This window comes from Burkholderia sp. L27(2015) (assembly GCF_009765705.1).
Classification (GTDB): Bacteria; Pseudomonadota; Gammaproteobacteria; order Burkholderiales; family Burkholderiaceae; genus LMUX01.
Genome location: NZ_LMUX01000016.1, coordinates 12164 through 31472 on the forward strand (window position 1 = coordinate 12164; position 19309 = coordinate 31472).

At 61.4% G+C, this 19309-nt stretch carries 16 protein-coding genes; 6 read left to right on the forward strand and 10 right to left on the reverse strand.

Going from position 1 to position 19309, the window contains the following annotated elements; translation table 11 throughout:
• Positions 1 to 127 precede the first annotated feature (127 nt).
• Positions 128 to 1186: a LacI family DNA-binding transcriptional regulator gene (locus tag GSQ77_RS08015; RefSeq protein WP_158900861.1), complete on the forward strand. Its 1059-nt coding sequence runs from the start codon at positions 128 to 130 to the stop codon at positions 1184 to 1186.
• Between the two features lie 73 nt (positions 1187 to 1259).
• Here the strand turns inward: GSQ77_RS08015 and GSQ77_RS08020 are convergent, their stop codons facing one another.
• Both GSQ77_RS08020 and pepN read right to left on the reverse strand, forming a co-directional pair.
• A complete protein-coding gene (locus GSQ77_RS08020) occupies positions 1260 to 2273 on the reverse strand; it encodes a class 1 fructose-bisphosphatase (protein ID WP_158900863.1) in 1014 nt (337 codons plus the stop codon).
• Between the two features lie 88 nt (positions 2274 to 2361).
• On the reverse strand, positions 2362 to 5067 hold the full coding sequence (gene pepN / locus GSQ77_RS08025; protein WP_158900865.1) for an aminopeptidase N: 2706 nt from the start codon (positions 5065 to 5067) through the stop codon (positions 2362 to 2364).
• A 258-nt stretch (positions 5068 to 5325) separates the two neighbouring features.
• Here pepN and GSQ77_RS08030 point away from each other — a divergent pair, with 258 nt between their 5' ends.
• Positions 5326 to 6081 carry a DUF4136 domain-containing protein gene (locus GSQ77_RS08030; RefSeq protein WP_254067519.1) on the forward strand — a complete coding sequence of 252 codons (756 nt, stop codon included), beginning with the start codon at positions 5326 to 5328 and terminating at the stop codon, positions 6079 to 6081.
• A 56-nt stretch (positions 6082 to 6137) separates the two neighbouring features.
• Here the strand turns inward: GSQ77_RS08030 and GSQ77_RS08035 are convergent, their stop codons facing one another.
• The gene (locus tag GSQ77_RS08035; RefSeq protein ID WP_158900867.1) at positions 6138 to 6650 is read right to left on the reverse strand and encodes a disulfide bond formation protein B; all 513 of its coding nucleotides are present in this window, start codon (positions 6648 to 6650) and stop codon (positions 6138 to 6140) included.
• A gap of 389 nt (positions 6651 to 7039) precedes the next feature.
• Between GSQ77_RS08035 and GSQ77_RS08040 the strand changes: the two genes are divergently transcribed.
• On the forward strand, positions 7040 to 8461 hold the full coding sequence (locus GSQ77_RS08040; protein WP_158900869.1) for a gamma-glutamyl-gamma-aminobutyrate hydrolase family protein: 1422 nt from the start codon (positions 7040 to 7042) through the stop codon (positions 8459 to 8461).
• Between the two features lie 10 nt (positions 8462 to 8471).
• Here the strand turns inward: GSQ77_RS08040 and GSQ77_RS08045 are convergent, their stop codons facing one another.
• Positions 8472 to 10340, reverse strand: a complete 1869-nt coding sequence (locus GSQ77_RS08045; RefSeq protein WP_158900871.1) for a tetratricopeptide repeat protein — start codon at positions 10338 to 10340, stop codon at positions 8472 to 8474.
• A gap of 123 nt (positions 10341 to 10463) precedes the next feature.
• Here GSQ77_RS08045 and GSQ77_RS08050 point away from each other — a divergent pair, with 123 nt between their 5' ends.
• Together GSQ77_RS08050 and GSQ77_RS08055 are read left to right on the forward strand one after the other, a co-directional pair.
• The gene (locus tag GSQ77_RS08050) at positions 10464 to 10769 is read left to right on the forward strand and encodes a helix-turn-helix transcriptional regulator (protein ID WP_254067520.1); all 306 of its coding nucleotides are present in this window, start codon (positions 10464 to 10466) and stop codon (positions 10767 to 10769) included.
• 11 nt (positions 10770 to 10780) lie between these two features.
• Complete coding sequence (locus tag GSQ77_RS08055; RefSeq protein ID WP_158900875.1) at positions 10781 to 11785, forward strand: cation diffusion facilitator family transporter; 1005 nt, start codon at positions 10781 to 10783, stop codon at positions 11783 to 11785.
• 59 nt (positions 11786 to 11844) lie between these two features.
• Here the strand turns inward: GSQ77_RS08055 and crcB are convergent, their stop codons facing one another.
• The 5 genes from crcB to GSQ77_RS08080 form a co-directional block, all read right to left on the reverse strand.
• Positions 11845 to 12225, reverse strand: a complete 381-nt coding sequence (crcB, locus tag GSQ77_RS08060) for a fluoride efflux transporter CrcB (protein ID WP_158900878.1) — start codon at positions 12223 to 12225, stop codon at positions 11845 to 11847.
• 224 nt (positions 12226 to 12449) lie between these two features.
• On the reverse strand, positions 12450 to 12686 hold the full coding sequence (locus tag GSQ77_RS08065) for a formate dehydrogenase subunit delta (protein ID WP_158900880.1): 237 nt from the start codon (positions 12684 to 12686) through the stop codon (positions 12450 to 12452).
• A 14-nt stretch (positions 12687 to 12700) separates the two neighbouring features.
• A complete protein-coding gene (gene fdhF / locus GSQ77_RS08070) occupies positions 12701 to 15652 on the reverse strand; it encodes a formate dehydrogenase subunit alpha (protein WP_158900882.1) in 2952 nt (983 codons plus the stop codon).
• Between the two features lie 19 nt (positions 15653 to 15671).
• Positions 15672 to 17228, reverse strand: a complete 1557-nt coding sequence (locus GSQ77_RS08075; RefSeq protein ID WP_158900884.1) for an NADH-quinone oxidoreductase subunit NuoF — start codon at positions 17226 to 17228, stop codon at positions 15672 to 15674.
• Complete coding sequence (locus GSQ77_RS08080) at positions 17225 to 17734, reverse strand: NAD(P)H-dependent oxidoreductase subunit E (protein WP_158900886.1); 510 nt, start codon at positions 17732 to 17734, stop codon at positions 17225 to 17227. Before GSQ77_RS08080 ends, GSQ77_RS08075 begins: the two co-directional genes overlap by 4 nt.
• Positions 17735 to 17857: 123 nt before the next feature.
• Between GSQ77_RS08080 and GSQ77_RS08085 the strand changes: the two genes are divergently transcribed.
• Positions 17858 to 18928, forward strand: coding sequence for a substrate-binding domain-containing protein (locus GSQ77_RS08085; RefSeq protein WP_158900888.1), 1071 nt, complete (start codon positions 17858 to 17860; stop codon positions 18926 to 18928).
• 8 nt (positions 18929 to 18936) lie between these two features.
• Here GSQ77_RS08085 and GSQ77_RS08090 read toward each other — a convergent pair whose 3' ends face one another.
• The gene (locus tag GSQ77_RS08090) at positions 18937 to 19134 is read right to left on the reverse strand and encodes a hypothetical protein (protein ID WP_158900890.1); all 198 of its coding nucleotides are present in this window, start codon (positions 19132 to 19134) and stop codon (positions 18937 to 18939) included.
• Positions 19135 to 19309: the final 175 nt, after the last annotated feature.

Below are 19309 nucleotides of genomic sequence, written 5' to 3' on the forward strand. Positions count from 1 at the left end.
CCCATCAAATTGTTTTTTTGATGCAAACTGTTGTTTCAGTTGGCGAGTATTAGCGTAGGTCTGCGAGCGGTTGATTGTCAAACGCGAATATTGATGGTTTTTGATGTGTTCTATGAAGTGGCCTGCCATGTCCGATTTTTTGCCTGAAGCTGCGGTTGCGCGCGCCCGTATCGTCGATCTGGCGCGTAGCGCCGGTGTGTCGACCGCGACCGTGGACAGAGTGCTCAATGGCCGCAGCGGCGTGCGTCCGCAGACTGCCCAGCGGGTATTGAAAGTGGCGTCCGAGCTGGGCTATTTGTCCGAGCAGGATGCGCGCACCAGTAGCAGCGCGCAGCGGACCATGCATCTGACGTTCCTGCTGCCGGGCGGCAATAACCGTTATCTGCGAATGTTGGGCGACTACATCGACTGTGCGGACGAGGCATGGGCGCCGTTCCCGGTCAAATGCCGCACGCAATTCGTCGAGAGTTTCAATCCCGCGGAATTGGCGCAGCGCTTATTGCACTGTGGGCAACGTTCCGATGGGGTGGTGTTGATGGCACTCGAAGATCCCTTGGTGCGCGATGCGGTGAACACCTTGGCCGACCAGGGCGTGCCGGTATTGACGATGATTTCGGATTTGTCGAATGCCCGGCGCCGCGCTTATGTGGGGATCGACAACCGCGCGGCGGGGCGCACGGCCGGGTTGTTGCTGGGGCGTTTCATGGGGCCGCGCCCGAGCGGCAAGATCGCCATGATTGCGGGCAGCTTGAATTATCGCGGCCATGAGGAGCGTGAGATCGGGTTTTTGCACTTGATCGAATCGAATTTTCCCGCCATCCATGTGCTTGGGCTGCGCCAGGGGCAGGACGACAGTGAGCGAAATTACGAGCAAACGCGTCATCTGTTAGAGCAACATCCCGATCTGGCGGGCATCTATAGCTGTGGTGGTGGCACCGACGGCATCGCGCGCGCCATCAACGAAATTCGCCATGAGCAGAAGATCCTGTTCATCGGGCACGGACTCACGCCCGATACGCGAGCACTGCTGATCGATGGCACGCTGGACGCATTGATCACGCAAACGCCTCAGGCGATGGTGGGCAACTGTGTAAAGATCTTCCGCAATATCCGCGAGAAGAGGGATCCGCTGGATCGGGTCAAGCCGGTCCAGTTCAGTATCGTGTTGCGGGAGAATTTGCCCTGAGTCGGCGACGAGTGGGCAACATCAGGGGCCGCCGACGTGGCAGCCCCTGATGTTCACCTGTGCTAGCTTGTGCTTACTTGTGTTCGAGGTGGTAGCGGGTGACGCGATCCACTTCGTTTTTCGAACCCAGCAATACGGCGACGCGCTCGTGCAGTTTGGTCGGCTGGATGTCGAGTATGCGTTTCTCGCCATTGGTTGCCGCGCCGCCGGCCTGCTCGACGATGAACGCCATGGGATTGGCCTCATACATCAAGCGCAGCTTGCCCGGCTTGCCCGGGTCGCGCTTATCCGCCGGGTACATGAAGATGCCGCCGCGGTTCAGGATGCGATGCACGTCGGCTACCATGGACGCGATCCAGCGCATGTTGAAATCCTGCTGGCGCGGGCCGTCCTTGCCGGCGATCAGTTCGTCCACATAGCGCGTGATCGGCGGATACCAATGGCGCGCATTCGACGCGTTGATCGCGTATTCGCGCGTTTCCACGGGGATCCGGATATCGCTTTGCGTGAGCACCCACGAGCCCATTTCACGATCGAGCGTAAAGCAGTTGACGCCGTGGCCGGTGGTCAGCACCAGCACGGTTTGCGGACCATACACGGCGTAACCGGCGGCGACTTGCTGCGTGCCGGGTTGCAGGAACGATTGTTCGGTCGGCTCGACACCGTCCGGGCAGCGCAGCACCGAGAAAATGGTGCCGATCGAGACGTTGACGTCGATGTTCGATGAGCCGTCCAGCGGATCGAACATCAGCAGGTACTGGCCTTTCGGATAGCGGTTCGGAATCGGGTGGATCTCTTCGAGCTCTTCGGACGCCATCGCGGCGAGGTTGCCGCCCCATTCATTGGCTTCGAGGATGATTTCGTTGGAGATCACGTCGAGCTTTTTCTGTACTTCGCCTTGCACGTTTTCGGTATTGGCCGAACCGAGCATGCCGCCCAGGGCGCCTTTGCCGACGTAGAAGCCGATCATCTTGCAGGCACGCGCGACGACCTCGATCAACAGGCGCAAGTCGGCCGGGATGTTATTTGTTTCGCGCTGCTGCTCGATCAAGTACTGCGTGAGGGTGGTACGGCGATGCATCTGCATGGAGCGCTCCGGGATATTCGACAATGGTTCGATTTTACATCGTGGCGGCGCTTAAGCGGCAAATGAGCGGCAAATGTCGTACGTTGATTCAAGCCAAAGCCTTATCGATAATCTCCAGCACATCCTTCGACTTCGCCTGTGCTCGCACATTGGCCAGTGCAGCACGCATAGGCTCACGCAGCGCCGGCACAAACTTGCGCCAGCGTTCCAGCGCGCGCGCAAGGCGAGCCGCTACCTGCGGATTGAGCGCGTCGAGCGCGATCACCTGCTCGGCCCAGAATGCATAACCTGAACCGTCGACCGCATGGAACTGCGCGGGGTTTCCCGAGCAGAAACTGAAGATCAACGAGCGTGCACGGTTCGGATTACGCAGCGTGAAGGCCGGGTGCTGCATCAATTCGCGCACCGTATCGATGATGCGCTCGCCCGCGTTGCCACGTCGCACGGCCTGCAGCGCAAACCACTTGTCGATCACCAGCGGATCTTTCTCGAAGCGGCTGTAGAAATGCGCCAGCGCTTGTGCCGCGGCCGCGCCGCCAGCCTGCAGCAGCGCTGTCAGCGCGGCCGAGCGGTCGGTCATATTGTTCGCCTGGTCGTACTGGCTTTGCGCGAGCGCGCTGACTTGCGCGTCGTCGAGTTCACTCAGATAGGACAACGCGAGATTTTTCAGCGCACGCTGACCCGCGTCCGCGGCGCTCGGTTGATACGGGCCCGGCGTCTGATGCGTGTGGTAGATGTCGATCAGGTCGTCACGCAGCAGCGTAGCCAGCCGGACGCGGAAAAAGCGCCGCGCGGCATGCACTGCGGCGGGATCCGCCACCTCCATCTGCTCGGCCAGATAACTCTCGGACGGCAGCATCAGCGCTTGCTCTCGAAATGCCGGTGACAGGCTTTCGTCGCGCAGCACTCGACCGAAAGCTTCGATCACGGTATCGGCGAGTTGTAGCGGCCGACCGGCGGCAGCCGCCTGCGCCAACGCCAGCAGTTCCTGTGAGGCCAGTCGCTGACCGGCTTCCCAGCGGTTGAACGGGTCGCTGTCGTGTGCCAGCAGGAATGCCAGTTCCTCGACGCTGTAGTCGTACTCGACGATCACCGGCGCCGAGAAATCGCGCAACAGCGAAGGCAGCGGCTTTTGTGCGACGTTGATAAAGGTGAAACTTTGCTCGCCGGCGTTGAACTCAAGAATACGCGTCGTGCCGTGTGGCGCACTTTCGCCCGCAAGCTGCAAGGGCAGATCGTGGCCATCGGCGCCAACCAGGCCCAGCGCGAAGGGGATCAGCATGGGTTGCGCTTTTGCGTGCGCGTTTGCGTCATCAGGCAGCGACTGCGCGAGTTGCAGCGTGAGCGTGCGCGCCGCCGGATCGTAGACCGTATGCGCTCGCACGCGCGGTGTGCCGGACTGGTCGTACCAACGTTCGAACTGCGCCAGATCGCGCTGGTTCGCATCGGCCATCGCGCCGCGGAAGTCATCGCAGGTAACGGCCGCGCCATCATGGCGTTTGAAGTACAAATCCATGCCGCGGCGAAAGCCGTCGCGGCCGAACAAGGTCTGGTACATCCGCACCACTTCGGCGCCTTTCTCGTAGACGGTCACGGTGTAGAAGTTACTGATTTCCACGTAGCTTTCAGGGCGCACGGGATGCGCCATTGGGCCCGAGTCCTCGGCGAACTGCATCTGGCGCAGCACGCGTACGTCGTCGATGCGCTTGGTGGCACGGCTGCTGACGTCGCTGCTGGCGGCGCCCGCGGAAGTGCCGTCGTCGATGGCGCCCCGGCTCGCCATATCCGCTGAAAATTCCTGATCGCGAAACACGGTCAGACCTTCTTTCAGGCTCAACTGAAACCAGTCACGGCAGGTCACGCGATTGCCGGTCCAGTTATGGAAATACTCGTGACCGACCACGGCCTCGATATTCGCGTAATCGGTGTCGGTCGCAGTTTCGGGGTTCGCCAACACATAACGCGTGTTGAAAATATTCAAACCCTTGTTTTCCATCGCACCCATATTGAAGTCGCCGACCGCAACGATCATAAAGCGCTCCAGGTCGAGCTCGAGGCCGAAGCGCCGCTCGTCCCATTCGAGCGCGTGAATGAGGGAGTCCATCGCATGACGCGTCTTGTCGAGATCCTGAGGCTCGACCCACACTTGCAGCAATTTGCTCTTGCCCGAGCCGGTCGTGAAATGTTCTTCCAACGCGACCAGCTTGCCGGCCACCAGGGCGAACAAGTAGCTGGGCTTGGCGAACGGATCCTCCCATTTTGCGAAATGACGCCCATCAGGCAAATCGCCTTGTTCGATCAAGTTGCCGTTGGAAAGCAGCACCGGGTATTCGGCTTTGTCGGCGCGCAGTGTCACGACGTAGCTGGCCATCACGTCAGGACGGTCGAGGAAGTACGTGATGCGGCGAAAGCCTTCCGCTTCACATTGCGTGAAGAAGTTGCCGCTCGACACATACAAGCCCATCAAGGTAGTGTTGCTCGCCGGCAGGCAATGGTTGACCACGGTCAATTCGAACCGGTCGGGCACACCCTGCACGCTCAAGTGGTCCGCGCTCGCCTGGACATGGGCGTACGGTTTGCCGTCCAGCGCAGCGCTGACGAATTCCAGGCTGTCGCCCAGCAACTCGAACGCATCGCTGTGCGGCGCATCGGGATTGCGGCGCACTTGCATGCGGTTGGTCACCACGGTTTTTTCCGCTGCCAGGTCAAATTCCAGAGCCACGGAGTCGATGAGAAAGGCCGGCGGGGTGTAGTCGGCGCGGCGAATTACGTTGGACGCTACAGTATTCGACATAGGGCGGAGGAATCTTCAGGTTCATGGAGCGTGAGTGGCAAACGCCACAGATCGGTCCATTGTACAAAAGTCGGGGTTGCTACGGGTTTCTTCTGGGATTCTTCTGGGTTTTCCTACGCATTTCTTAGGGTAATCAGACCCGTTAAGCCGCAATTTCTCGGACTACGTCGCGTATCATCAAATACAGCGGCCTGGGTCGCGACGCGTGTTGAGTCGCGAGTTGAGTCGCGAGTGTTAGATCAGTACGGAGGGCGGAAAATGAGAACAAAATTCAGCGCAATGCCGATGAGAGGCATCCCCCGCATGGGGCTCGCCGGCGCAGGTTTGGTACTACTGCTGACGGGATGCACGAGTTACGTCACGACCAACGTGACCGCGTTCCAGAATTGGTCAGCCAGCGACACTGATCGCAGCTATACCTTTCTGCGTACCGCGCAACACAGCGATCTCGAAGAAAGTAGCTACGAGTACATGGTCGACAACGCGCTATCGGCCTATGGCTTCCAACTGGTGGAGGCCAGCCGCGCGCATTATGGGGTGGCGTTGGCTTACGGGGTGCGCAACGACACGACGGTGGTGCCGCAGCCTGTTTTCTACGATACGTGGCAGGGCCCGGTTTGGTACGGCGGCTACGGCGGGTTTAGAGGCTACGGTTATGGCGGGTTCGGGCCGCCGCCTTTTGGCGTGATGGGGCCGGTCGCTTATGTCAATCAGGCTTACCCATCGTTCGTCAAAGGACTGTCGATCCAGATCGTGGATCAGAAAACCCATGCCGAGGTGTACAAGGTCAATGCGAGCACGACCGGCCCGGATCCTGAATTGCTGCTTGCCATGCCGTATCTGGTGCGTAGTGCGTTGAACAATTTTCCGATGCCCAATGGCACCGTGATACACGTGAGCTTGCCGGTCGGTGCCAACGGCCCGGCGCCGGCTGCCAACACGAACCTCAGCGCGAACGAAGCGGCTGCGGCACCGGCCACGATGCCTGCCAGTTCGGCTGTTGCGCCGAAATAGCAGGCTGGTCGAGCGTCAACCGCGGCAGGTACTGCCAGGCGCAACGCACGCGCAGTTCAGGCGCGCTGGTATTGTCCATGCCGCGCCAAACTGCGCGCGATCAGCACGAATATCAGCACGAAACCCAGCAGTGCCCATTGCGGCAGTAACAAGCCGAAAATCGGCGGGTAGAGCGTCTCGCATAAGCCAGACACCTTGAAGACCGACGGCAGGATCTTGGCCAGCGGCAGGCTGTCGACCACCGGTTCCAATGCGTCGAAACCGCAGCCGAACGCGGGCTTGGCTTGCACCCAGACGTGGCGCGCGGCAGTCACGATGCCGCCGAGCGACGCCAGCAGAATCAGGACTTCAGCGATCCGCACGCCGCGCCACCCTCGTGCGGCAGCGCCAGCGAGCGCGAAAACGGCGATCAATAGGTAGGCATAGCGCTGCAAGATGCACAGCGGGCAGGGATCCTCATGCTGGAAAACTTGCAGATAAAGCGCGCCGCCTATCAATGCAAGCGCCACCACGGCCAATATGATCAGTCGGTGCCGTTCTCGGCGTAAATAATAAGATGCTTTGTCCATATGAATTCCTGAGTCGGAGAAACCGGGGCACCTATTGTAACGGGGGGGCCGAAGGTCGGTGGAAGACGATCGCAATGTCAGCAAAGTCTTGCATAAGTGCGGGCCAGGCATGGCCCTAGCCCGCACGTCGCTGATCTCGCTGGCTCATGTCGCCACCGCTGCTACGCAGCCCTGGCGTGCCTTATGCGGTGGTCGTCCGATCGCGGGGGCGCGGGGTGCGACGTCCGGGGGGCGGCGTCCGGCTGAGACGTTGGGGTGCGACGTCCTGTCGCAGGGCCGTTCTTCGAGCCGGCTGCCATGCGAAATTCCGCCGGTTTGCCGCTTCACCGCCACTGACGCATAATGGGTGTGTCCTCTGTCTTTGCGCCCGCCGCGCTTCCCACTACGCTATGAGTGAAAACCAGTCACCCCCGGGTTCCCCCGGCGAGCCTTCCAACCCCAGTCCATCTACCGATCCCGTTACTCCCGCGAGTCCTCCCGCGCCCGGTGCTGCACGAGCACCGGAGGAGGTGGTTGCGTCCGATACGCCTTCGACGGTAGTGCGGCCCGTGCAACCAACGGCGGAGCAGCCCGTAGCCGTGCCGGTGGCCCAACAAACGACACCACAGACGACGCAGCCGGTCGCGCCGACGGTGACGCCGCACGCGGTGGCACAGCCAATCGAGCCAACTGTGGCAACAGTGGTACCGCCTGCGCCGCAGCCCGTGCCGCTCGCAGGCCCCGCCATGGGTAATTTTGCGAGCGCATCTGTCGGTGATCCTGCTAGCGTGGCTGCCGGAGTCGCCGCCGCTGCGAATGCAGGCGCAAACGCAGGAGCCGCCGCCGGTGCGAATGCCGGTGCGAATGCCGGCGCAGCGGCTGGTGCTGCGGCCGCTGCTGCCGCAGCTACGACTGGCGGGACCAGCAGTGGCCCCTCTGCCGGATATGAGCGGCCTGCCTATTTGAACGACGGTTATTCCGCGTGGGGTGCGATAGGCCGACGCGTGATGACACGCGCCCAGGCGATTTTCGATCGAGCGGGCAAGCGCATGTCGCAGCGCACGCTCAAGATCGGGGTGTCGGCGCGGATTTTCCATCCGGAGCCCGAAGGCAAGGGCCTGCGCGGCAAGACGCTGCAGTATCTGGAGGAGTCGATCGCGCACTGGGTGATGTCGCGCGACGTGCTGGTGTTCATGATCCCCACGGTCGGTCAACAGGGCATGATCCACCCCAGCAATATCCGCTTGCGCGACTACGCCAAGCATCTGGACGGCTTGCTGCTGCAAGGCGGCGCGGATGTTTCGCCGCAGTCGTACGCGGAGGCTGCGACGCGTCCCGAGTGGCATGGCGATCGCGTGCGCGATATGTACGAGCTCGAACTGCTGCACGAATTTATCGAGTCGGGCAAGCCGGTGCTTGGGGTGTGTCGCGGTTGCCAGTTGATCAACGTCGCGTTCGGCGGAACCCTGTATCAGGATATCGCCACCGATGTCGAAACCGCGATCGAGCACGTCAACGAGTTATACGACCAGCATCGCCATGTGATTCAGTTTCCGCCGGGCTCGTCGATGTCGGGCATGTTCGCGGGGCAGCGCGAGGGGCTGGTCAATTCGATCCACCATCAGGCTGTGCGCACGGTCGGGCGCGATCTGTCGGTGGAAGCGGTGTCGGCCGAGGACGGCATCATCGAAGCGGTGCGCTACAAAAAGGCGCCGTTTGTGATGGGCGTGCAATGGCACCCGGAGTTTCATCGCGCCGGAGGCCCCGAACTGCTTGACTGTACGCCCGTGCTCGATAACTTCCTGCGTGCGGCACGCGACACTCGGTTCTGATACCGTCGCCTCAGTCAGACGCCTGCAACGCGTGCCGAACCTGCTCGAGCACGCTGCCCCAATCGTCAGGTGCACTTTGCCGAAATAGACGCACGCTCGGATACCACGGGCTCGTCGATCGATTCAGCAGCCAGCGCCAGTCGGGCGCATACGGCAACATCACCCAGGTGGGCTTGCCGAGCGCGGCGGCAACGTGAGCCACCGAAGTGTCGATGCTGATGACACAATCGAGGTGTGAGATCAGTGCGGCAGTATCGGCGAAATTGTCCAGCGGATAGGCCGGCGTATGGACCGTCGCCAGACGCGTGATCCGCTCCAATGCATCGAGATCCGATTCGCGCAAATCCTTCTGCAGCAATACCCAGTCTATGTCGTCCGGCGCGAGCAGCGATTCGAGCAGCGGTTCGAGCAAGGACAGCGGCAGCGCGCGATGTTCGGCGCGTGCCTTCACGCGCCCAGACCAGACCAGGCCGATGCGGCGTCGCGTACAAGTCGGCAGGCTGGCGCCCCAGCGTTCCACACTGGCTGGCGGCGCAACCAGGTAGGCCGGCTGATGCGGGATGGTAGCCAGCGTCGTGTTGAAGGCGAGCGGTAGGCTCAGTAGCGGGCAGTGGCAGTCGAAGGGCGGTCGCGGCTCGCCTTGCGTAATCAGATCCACGCCCCAGGCGTGCGCTAGCGGTTCAAGCAGTGCGGTCAGTTCGGCCTGAACTTCAACGATGACACGCTTGGCTCGTTTGGCAACGTTCGGGATATAGCGGATAAATTGGATCGTATCGCCCAGCCCCTGTTCGGCGTGAACCAGCAAGGTACGGCCTACCAGCGGTGTTTCGCCGCGCCAGCGTGGTTGGGTGATCTCGGCTGCCTGCGCGTAGATACGCCAACGTGCTTCGTAGCCGTGCCAGCCGCCGCGCAAATCGCCTTGCAGCAGCTTGATCAAGGCCCGATTGAATGCTGCGAACGCGAACTCGGGGCGCAATTGCAAGGCGCGCTCGAAGGCATGCGTGGCCGCGTCAAATTCGCCCATGTCATAGAGCGCTGCGCCCATTTCTTGCCAGGCCGCGGCGAACGCCGGGTCTAGTCGCAACACCTGTTCGTAATGGGCGCGTGCCTGCGCCGCATGACCAGAACCGGCCAAAGCGTGGGCCAGTCCGTAGCGCGCGAGCGGCCAGTCGGGTTGCAGCGCCAACGCGCGTTCGAACGCTTGCGCGGCGTCCTCGCAGCGATCGAGCGCGTCCAGTGTGTGTCCGAGGTTGAACCAGGCGGACGCGAAATCCGGTTGCTGGGCCACCGCGGCCCGAAAATGAACCAGGGCCCGTTCAGTGTCCCCCAATGCCTTGCGCGTGTTGCCCAGGTTGTTGAGCGCGCCGGAGTGGGTCGGCGCCTTGGCCAGCACCGCTTCGAAGGCGTCCGCGGCCGCATCGAGCTGGCCATGGTTCGCCAGCGCATTGCCCAGGTTGTTGAGAATTGCCGGATCGCCGGGCTCATAGCCGAGCGCGTTACGGTAGCTGTCGATCGCGTCGGCGTGCTGGCCGAGCGCATTCAAGGTATTGGCGAGATTGACGTGCGCCGCGCTGAAATCGGGCTGCAGCGCGATGGCGTGCCGGTAGGCGGCGAGCGCTTCGACGTTTTGCCCGAGCGCCTTGAGCACATTGCCCAGGTTCAACCAGGCGCCCACCAGCGCAGGTTGAGTATCGAGCGCGCGGCGTATCAATTCGGCGGCTTCATCATGACGGCCTTGCTGGTGGCGCAGCACGCCAAACAAGTGCAGGCAGTCGGCATGGCGCGGTTCGCTGGTGAGCGCGGCCTGATAGGCGCGCTCCGCGAGGGCGAGGGCGCCGCGCTGGTGTGCTGCATAAGCTTCGCGAAACGCAGAGGACATGTAAGGGCAGACTCGCAGGTAGACCGGCATTTTGCCATAGGCGGTGGCAGCTTATGGACGTTTTGCTTGCCACGCGACGCCTTAATATTTAACATGTGAACATATGTTCATATGTTGATTTCCATGAAAGCAGAAACCGACGAGCGCGTTTTATTATTGTCCGATCTGTTCAGGCTGCTCGGCGACCAGACCCGGCTGCGCATCGTGCTGGCCTGCGTGGCCGCACCCGTCGCAGTGGGCGCGATCGCGGAGTCGCTGGGCCTGAGCGCCTCGCTGGTCAGCCATCACTTGCGCTTGTTGCGGGCCGCGCGGATCGTGCGCGCCGACCGGCAGGGCAAGCAGGTCTTTTATCTGGCCGCCGACAACCATATCAGCGATATGCTGGGCGATCTGCTCGAGCACGTCGCAGAACCCCATCCCGATCTTTAGCAGGAGTCGCCATGAGCGCACATCAGCATGACGAGTCCGCGCATGAAGCGCACGGTCCCGGTCACGACCATCATCACGGCGCCGGACACGATCATGGCCACGGCCACGGTCATGGTCATGGTCACCACCACGGCGTGCCGCCTGACGGCAAGAGCCGGGCCTTTGCCATCGCGGTCACGCTGAACGTCGCGATCGTGGTGATTCAAGCGGTCTACGGTTTTATCGCCCATTCGACCGCGCTGCTCGCCGACGCCGGTCATAACCTGTCCGATGTGCTGGGGCTGTTGTTGGCATGGGGCGCGATTTATCTGAGCCGCCGCCAGCCTACCGAACGTTATACCTACGGCTTGCGCGGCACCTCGATCCTGGCCTCGCTCGCCAATGCGGCGCTATTGTGCATCGCCAGCGGGGCCATCGCGCTGGAGGCTGTCATGCGACTGGCCAATCCTTCGCCGGTCGGAGGTATCGAGGTATTCGCAGTGGCCACCGCGGGCATCGTGGTCAACGGGTTTTCGGCTTGGCTCTTCATGGCGGGTAGCAAGGGCGACCTCAATGTGCGCGGCGCGTTCCTGCATATGCTCGGCGATGCGGCGGTGTCTGCCGGCGTCGCCATAAGCGGCTTGGTGATCTTGTGGACCCACTGGTACTGGGTCGATCCGGTGATGAGCTTTGTGGTCGTGGGCGTGGTGCTCTACGGCACTTGGGGGCTGCTGTGCGATTCCGTCAAACTGTCGCTAAACGCGGTGCCGCAACAAGTGGACGCCTCGGCCGTGCGTGAATACCTGGCCGCTTTGCCCGGCGTGGTCGAGGTGCATGATTTGCACGTCTGGGGCTTGTCGACGACGGAAAATTCGCTGACCGCGCATCTCGTGATGCCGGGAGGCCATCCAGGCGACGTGTTTATCTGTCAGATCACGGCGAAGCTGCTCAGCGAATACCAGGTGCATCATGCAACGATCCAGATCGATCTCGGCGCGACCGACCACGGGTGTGCACTGTGTCCGGCGCCCGTCTAGCACCGGCTTGATCGCCAGTGCACGCTCGCTTGTGCTCAATCGATCAAGCGTGCCGCCATTCAGCCTCTGAACAACGAGACGGTCGCGATGCCCAGCATGGTCATCGCCAACGAGCCGAACAAATGCGCTGAGATATGCGCTACGGCCCAGCCAAGGCGACCTTGTTGTATCAGCGAAGTCGCTTCGGCCGAGAAGGTCGAGAACGTCGACAGACCGCCCAAAATGCCGGTGATCACAAATAGCCGCCATTCGATTGCCACTCCCGGATATCGCGCAAAAAACGCGATTGCCACGCCGATCACGTAGCCCGCCGATAAATTGGCGGCCAACGTACCGATAGGCAAGGTCGGCAGCAAGGCATTGAACTGCAGGCCAAGCGCCCAACGCAGCAAAGAGCCGAGCGCTCCTCCGATGGCGACGGCGGCGAAGGAAAGCAGCATGAATACTCCGAGTGGCAAAAAGGAAGTGGTCGCAGTTTATCATCGGCGTTGCGTCTTAAGTGACCTCGCGCACCGCCGTGGGTGTTAGCCCGAGGTCAGCCCGACCGTCAGCCCGATGATCGGCACCCGCCGGCCAAAAAAAACCGCCCGGGCTAACTGCATCCGGGCGGTCTTCTCAACGAGTTTGTCAACGGGCTTGTCAATAACAGCAGCTCAAATTCCCATCACGCAGAGGCCGGCTCCAGCTCTTCGCGATGCAAGGTCAGCGCCTCGCGAATGATCGGATTGAGCTCTGCGCCGTCCGGGGTATCGAGCGCATGCAAGATGGCCGTGCGCATGCGCGGCGCCCAGAATTTGTGGATATGATCCGCAATGTTGGTCAGCGCTTCGTCGCGATCGGGCATCGAATCGAAGAAGTCGCCGATCTGATTGGCCATCGTAATCATGTTGTCGAGATCCATCGTTCAATTCCTGATCATTTTGCCGCCGCGCCCTCTTCGACAACCGGCTGGCGGTTGTGCAGAAGGTCGAGCTGCGTTTCGTTGAAGCGCGAATAGGCTTTCTGCCATTCCGACGGTTGTTCGACCGGCAAGACCTGCACCGCCGTGACCTTGTATTCCGGACAATTAGTCGCCCAGTCCGAGCTGTCGGTGGTGATCACGTTGGCACCCGACTCCGGGAAGTGGAAGGTCGTGTAGACCACACCGGGCTGCATGCGCTCCGTCACCAGTGCGCGCAGCACAGTCGTGCCGGCACGCGACTCGATGCCGACCCAGTCGTCCTTGTTGATGCCGCGATCTTCCGCATCGACCGGATGAATTTCCAGCCGGTCTTCGCTGTGCCACTGCGAATTCTCGGTGCGCCGCGTCTGGGCGCCGACGTTGTACTGCGACAAGATACGGCCGGTCGTCAGCAGCAGCGGATACTTGCGCGTCACCTTTTCCTTCGTGGCGAAGAACTTGGTAATGATGAAGCGGCCCTTGCCTCGCACGAATTCGTCGATGTGCATGATAGGCGTGCCTTCCGGCGCATGCTCGTTGCATGGCCACTGCACGCTGCCCAGCTTATCGATCAGGTCGAACGAGACGTTCGAGAACGTCGGCGTGAGCCGCGCGATCTCATCCATGATTTCCGACGGATGGCTGTAATTCATCTCGTAGCCCAGCGCCTTGGACAACATCATCGTGACTTCCCAGTCGCCGTAGATGCCCAGCGGCGGCATCACTTTGCGTACGCGCGAGATGCGGCGCTCGGCATTGGTGAAGGTGCCGTCTTTCTCCAGGAACGATGCGCCGGGCAGGAACACGTGAGCGTATTTGGCGGTTTCGTTCAGGAAGATATCCTGCACCACGATGCATTCCATCGACGACAGCGCGTGTGCGACGTGATGCGTATCCGGATCCGACTGGACGATATCCTCGCCTTGCACGTACAGGCCCATGAAGGTGCCGTGAGCCGCCGCGTCGAACATGTTGGGAATGCGCAGGCCCGGTTCCGGTTGCAGTTCGACCTTCCACGCTTCTTCGAACAGCGCGCGCGTGATCGAGTCGGAGATATGGCGATAGCCTGGCAGTTCGTGCGGGAACGAGCCCATGTCGCACGAGCCTTGCACGTTGTTCTGGCCACGCAGCGGGTTGATGCCGACGCCTTCGCGACCGACGTTGCCGGTAGCCATCGCCAGGTTGGCAATGCCCATGACCGTGGTCGAGCCCTGCGCGTGTTCGGTGACGCCCAAGCCGTAATAAATGGCGCCGTTGTTGGCGGCCGCATACATGCGTGCCGCACCGCGCACTTGCTCGGCCGGCACGCCGGTGAGTTCAGCCGTGGCTTCCGGTGAATTTTCCGGCAGCGAGACGAAGTCGCGCCATTGCTGGAACGCACGCGCTTCGCAGCGCTCCGCGATAAACGTTTCGTCGATCAGGCCTTCAGTGACGATCACGTGCGCGAGCGCATTGACTATCGCGACGTTCGTACCCGGGCGCAATTGCAGGTGATACGACGCCTTGATGTGCGGGCCGTCGACAATATCGATCTTGCGCGGATCGACCACGATCAACTTGGCGCCTTCGCGGATGCGGCGCTTCATGCGTGAGGCGAAGACCGGGTGGCCGTCGGTCGGGTTGGCGCCGATCACGACGATCACGTCGGAATGAGCGACCGACGCAAACGTTTGCGTACCGGCCGATTCGCCGATGGTTTGTTTCAGGCCATACCCGGTGGGCGAGTGGCACACGCGTGCGCAGGTGTCGACGTTGTTGTTGCCGAAGGCGGCACGCACCAGCTTTTGCACCAGGTACGTTTCTTCATTGGTACAGCGCGACGACGTGATGCCGCCGATCGAATCGCGCCCGTACTTGCCCTGGATCCGGCGGAATTCCGAAGCGGCATACGCAATCGCTTCTTCCCAGCTCACCTCTTGCCACGGATCGTTGATGCTCTTGCGGATCATCGGGGTGGTGATGCGGTCGGGGTGCGTGGCATAGCCCCACGCAAAGCGACCCTTGACGCACGAGTGGCCTTCATTGGCCTGCCCGTTCTTGTACGGCGTCATGCGCACGACTTCGTTACCCTTGACCTCGGCCTTGAAGGCGCAACCGACGCCGCAATAGGCACACGTGGTTACCACCGACTTGGTCGGCTGGCCCAGCATGATGACCGATTTTTCCTGCAAGGTCGCAGTCGGGCAGGCCTCCACACAAGCGCCGCACGACACGCATTCCGAATCCATGAACGACTGGTCTTCGCCGGCCGAAACACGCGAACCGAAGCCGCGCCCCGAAATGGTCAATGCAAACGTACCCTGGGTTTCTTCACAGGCGCGCACGCAGCGATTGCACACGATGCACTTTGACGGATCGTAAGTGAAATACGGATTGGATTCGTCTTTCTTGCTGTCGAGGTGATTCTCGCCTTCGTAGCCGTAGCGCACTTCGCGCAGCCCGGTCATGCCAGCCATATCCTGCAGTTCGCAGTTGCCGTTGGCGCCACAGGTCAGGCAGTCGAGCGGGTGATCGGAGATATACATCTCCATCACGTTGCGACGCAGGCTATGCAGCTTGTCGGTCTGGGTATGCACTTTCATGCCGGCTTCGGCCGGCGTGGTGCACGAGGCCGGATAACCGCGGCGGCCTTCGATTTCAACCAGGCACAGCCGGCACGAGCCGAACGGCTCGAGTGAATCGGTGGCGCACAGCTTGGGCACTTGTACGCCGGACTCGATGGCCGCGCGCATCACCGACGTGCCCGCAGGAACCGTCACCGCGACACCGTCGATTTCCAGCGTGACGGTCGTGTCGGCATGACGATACGGCGTGCCGTAATCGAGCTCCTGGATGGGCATCGAATCGCTCATCGGAATCGGTTTGATCGATGCGCATCCGCATGAACCTGAGCCGCAGCCCGATTGGGGTTGAGTTGCGTTTGCCATAAAAGTGGTCTCCATTTCGTCAGGCCGCCGCGGTTTGCGGTGCGCCGGTCAGGCCGAAATCTTCGGGGAAGTGGTTCAGTGCGGACAGCACGGGGTACGGGGTCATGCCACCCATCGCACACAGCGAGCCGTTGAGCATGGTGTCGCACAAGTCGCGCAGCAGCGTGACTTGCTTGACCGAGGTATCGCCATTGCGAATGCGCTGGATGACCTCGACCCCGCGGGTCGAGCCGATCCGGCACGGTGTGCATTTACCGCACGATTCGAGCGCGCAGAATTTCATCGCGTATTGCGCGAGCTGCGCCAGATTGGCCGTATCGTCGTGTACGACGATGCCGCCATGACCTACCACCGCGCCCACTGCGGCGTACGCTTCATAGTCGAGCGGAATATCCCACTGGCTTTCCGGCAGATAGGTGCCCAGCGGGCCACCCACTTGCACGGTACGTATCGGCCGGCCGCTGGCGGTGCCGCCGCCGTAGTCGAACATCAATTCGCGCATGGTCACGCCAAACGCCAGTTCAACCAGACCGCCGTAGCGGATGTTGCCGGCCAACTGGATCGGCAGCGTGCCACGCGAGCGGCCCTGGCCGAAGTTTTTGTAGAAGTCGGCACCGCGCGCAAAAATGATAGGCACCGAAGCGAGCGTGACTACGTTATTGATCACGGTCGGCTTGCCATGCAAACCGGAGAGCGCGGGAATCGGCGGCTTGGCGCGCACGATGCCACGCTTGCCCTCAAGGCTTTCCAGCAAGGCGGTTTCTTCGCCGCACACATAGGCGCCGCCGCCCATCACCACATGCAGTTCGAAGGTCTTGCCCGAACCCAGCACATCGGTGCCCAGCCAGCCGGCGGCGCGAGCCTTCTCGATCGCGCGGTTCAGCGTCTTGACCGCGTGCGGGTATTCGCTGCGAACGTAGATCCAGCCCTCGGTCGCGTCGGACGAAATACCGGCAATGGTCATGCCTTCGATCAGCATGAACGGATCGCTCTCCATGGCCAACCGGTCGGAGAACGTGCCGGAGTCGCCTTCGTCGGCATTGCACACCACGTATTTCTGGTCCGCCACCGCACCGAGCACGGTCTTCCATTTGATGCCGGCTGGAAAGGCCGCGCCGCCGCGGCCGCGCAAGCCCGAGTCGATCAACATCTGGCAGGCGTCGGCGCCGCGCATCGCAAGCGCGTTCCTCAGCCCCTCGAGTCCGCCATGCGCGACGTAGTCTTCGGTCGAAAGGGGATCGGTGATGCCGATGCGGGCGAACGTCAGGCGCTGTTGCTTCTTCAGAAACGCAATTTCGTCGACTACGCCCACGCATAGGTCATGCTGGCGGCCGTGCAGGAAGTCGGCATCGAATAAAGCGGCGACGTGTTCGACTTCAACATTGGCGTATCCCACGCGCCCGCCTGCAGTTTCCACTTCCACCAGCGGTTCGAGCCACAGCAGGCCGCGCGAGCCGTTGCGCACCAGTTCGATCTCGACGCCACGCTGCGCGGCTTGAGCCACGAGCGCTTGCGCGACTTCGTCGGCACCGAGCGCGAGGGCGGAGGAATCACAAGGAACGAAGATGCGGGTCATACGGTTTCCTTTGCGGCGGCGGCCTCGGTGCACGCTTGCTGGTTAGCTTGCAGCAGCGCATCGAATTTCTTCGGCGTAACCTTCGCATAGAGCTTGTCATTGATCATCATCGACGGCGACAGTGCGCATTGGCCCAGGCAATAGGTCGATTGCAGGCTGACTGCAGCGGGGCCATCTTCATGCTGGTGGCTGTCGAAGCGGCATCCCGTGCGCTGCTCCATGTGCTCGGCGAGCGCCTCGGAACCCATGCTCTGGCATGCCTCGGCGCGGCACAACTGGATGGCGATCGGCGCCGGCGCGGAGGTACGGAAATGATGGTAGTACGTGATAAAGCCATAGACTTCAGCACGAGAGAGGTTCATCGCCCGCGCCAGCGGCGCTATTGTGCCCTCGGGAATATGTCCCGCTTCCTCCTGAATTGCGTGCAGGATGGTTAGCAGGGGCTGCCCGGGAAGGGCCAAGCGGGCCACCAGCTCTTCTGGCGCGATCGCAACGCGAGTGTGCACGATATATCTCCGGATCCACGCTTAGAATATGCTACAAGAAGCATATTTAAACGCTATTATTCAGGTCTGTCTCCCACGATAGCCGTTGATAAACAGAGTTTCAATAGGAATTTACGCTGCATAATGATTCAAGTCACCTCTCACACCGAACTGCACCTGCTGCATCCAGGCGGCGAATCTCTGAATCTGGGCGATGTCGTTCCTCTACTCAAGCAGATCCGGCAGTTGGGCAGCATCGCGGCGGCGGCGCAACACATAGGCATGTCCTACCGCCACGCATGGGGACGCGTGCGAACGCTGGAGCAACTGTTGGGCAGCGAATTGATCGCCAAGTCGCGCGGACGCGGTTCGGTGCTGTCGGAATTGGGCGAGAAACTGTTATGGGCCGACCGCATGCGCGAAGAACGCACGCAGTTGTCCATGGCAAGCCTGAGCAAAGAGGTTGCCCAGGAATTGAATAAGCTGCTGGGCGGAGCCGGAGGCGTGGCGCGCATCCATGCCTCGCACGGCTACGCAGTCGACGCGCTGGTCGATGCACTGGCGGCGCAGCAGACGGTGGCGGACTTGCGTTACCGCGAAAGCGCCGAGGCCGTGGCCGCGCTGGCGCGTGGCGAGTGCGATATTGCGGGTTTTCACCTGCCGACCGGCGAATTTCGCGCCAGTTGCGCGAATGCGTTCCGGCCCTTGTTGGACGATAGCCGGCATGTGTTGATCCATTTGACCCAGCGCAAGCAGGGCTTGTTCTTGCCCAAAGGTAATCCCAAGGAAATCAAAGGCTTGGCCGACCTCGCCCGCGAAGACATCCGCTTCGTGAATCGTCAGCCAGGTTCGGGTACCCGTATGCTGCTGGATTTGCTGTTACTCAAAAACGGCGTAGATCCGGCGTTGGTCCACAGCCAAGCCAGCACCGAATTGACGCACTCAGCCATCGCGGCATTTGTCGCAAGCGGGATGGCCGATTCCGGCTTTGGTGTGGAACCCGCTGCCCGCCAATTCGGGCTGGACTTCGTCCCGATCGTGGACGAAGATTATTATTTCGTGTGTGAGCGCGCCAAGCTGAACGCCGGCGCGCTGCGCATCTTGTTGGATATCCTGCTTTCGGACGCGTTTCACGAGGTCGTCAGCCAACTGGCCGGGTACGACGGTCGCCGGTGTGGCGAAATAGTCAGCGTGCGGGCCGGGTTGAGCGGCTGACCGGCTAGTTAGTTGGGCCGTCGCATCGCCTTCAAGGCATGGTGGCCAATATCGGTAAGCCTGACATGGTGCGCGCCCGACGCCAATCGTTCGAGCAATACCAACTGTCGCTCCAGCAATGCGTCGAGTTCTTCGCGCTCCATTTCGACCTGTTGCGGCGCATCTTTCACAAGTAACAGCGTGGCAAATTCATGCGGACTCAGCATCGTTGTCTCCACTCATATCAGGTTGGCGGACGGCAGACCGGAGCGCGGAACCCGTTGCGACGACACAACGAACGGGCGGTAAATAATCTCCGGGAGTTCAAGTCTAGGCGCTGGCGAGCCGAATTTCAAAGATGAATATGGAATAACAAACGCGGCTCGAGGTTCATTTACCGGG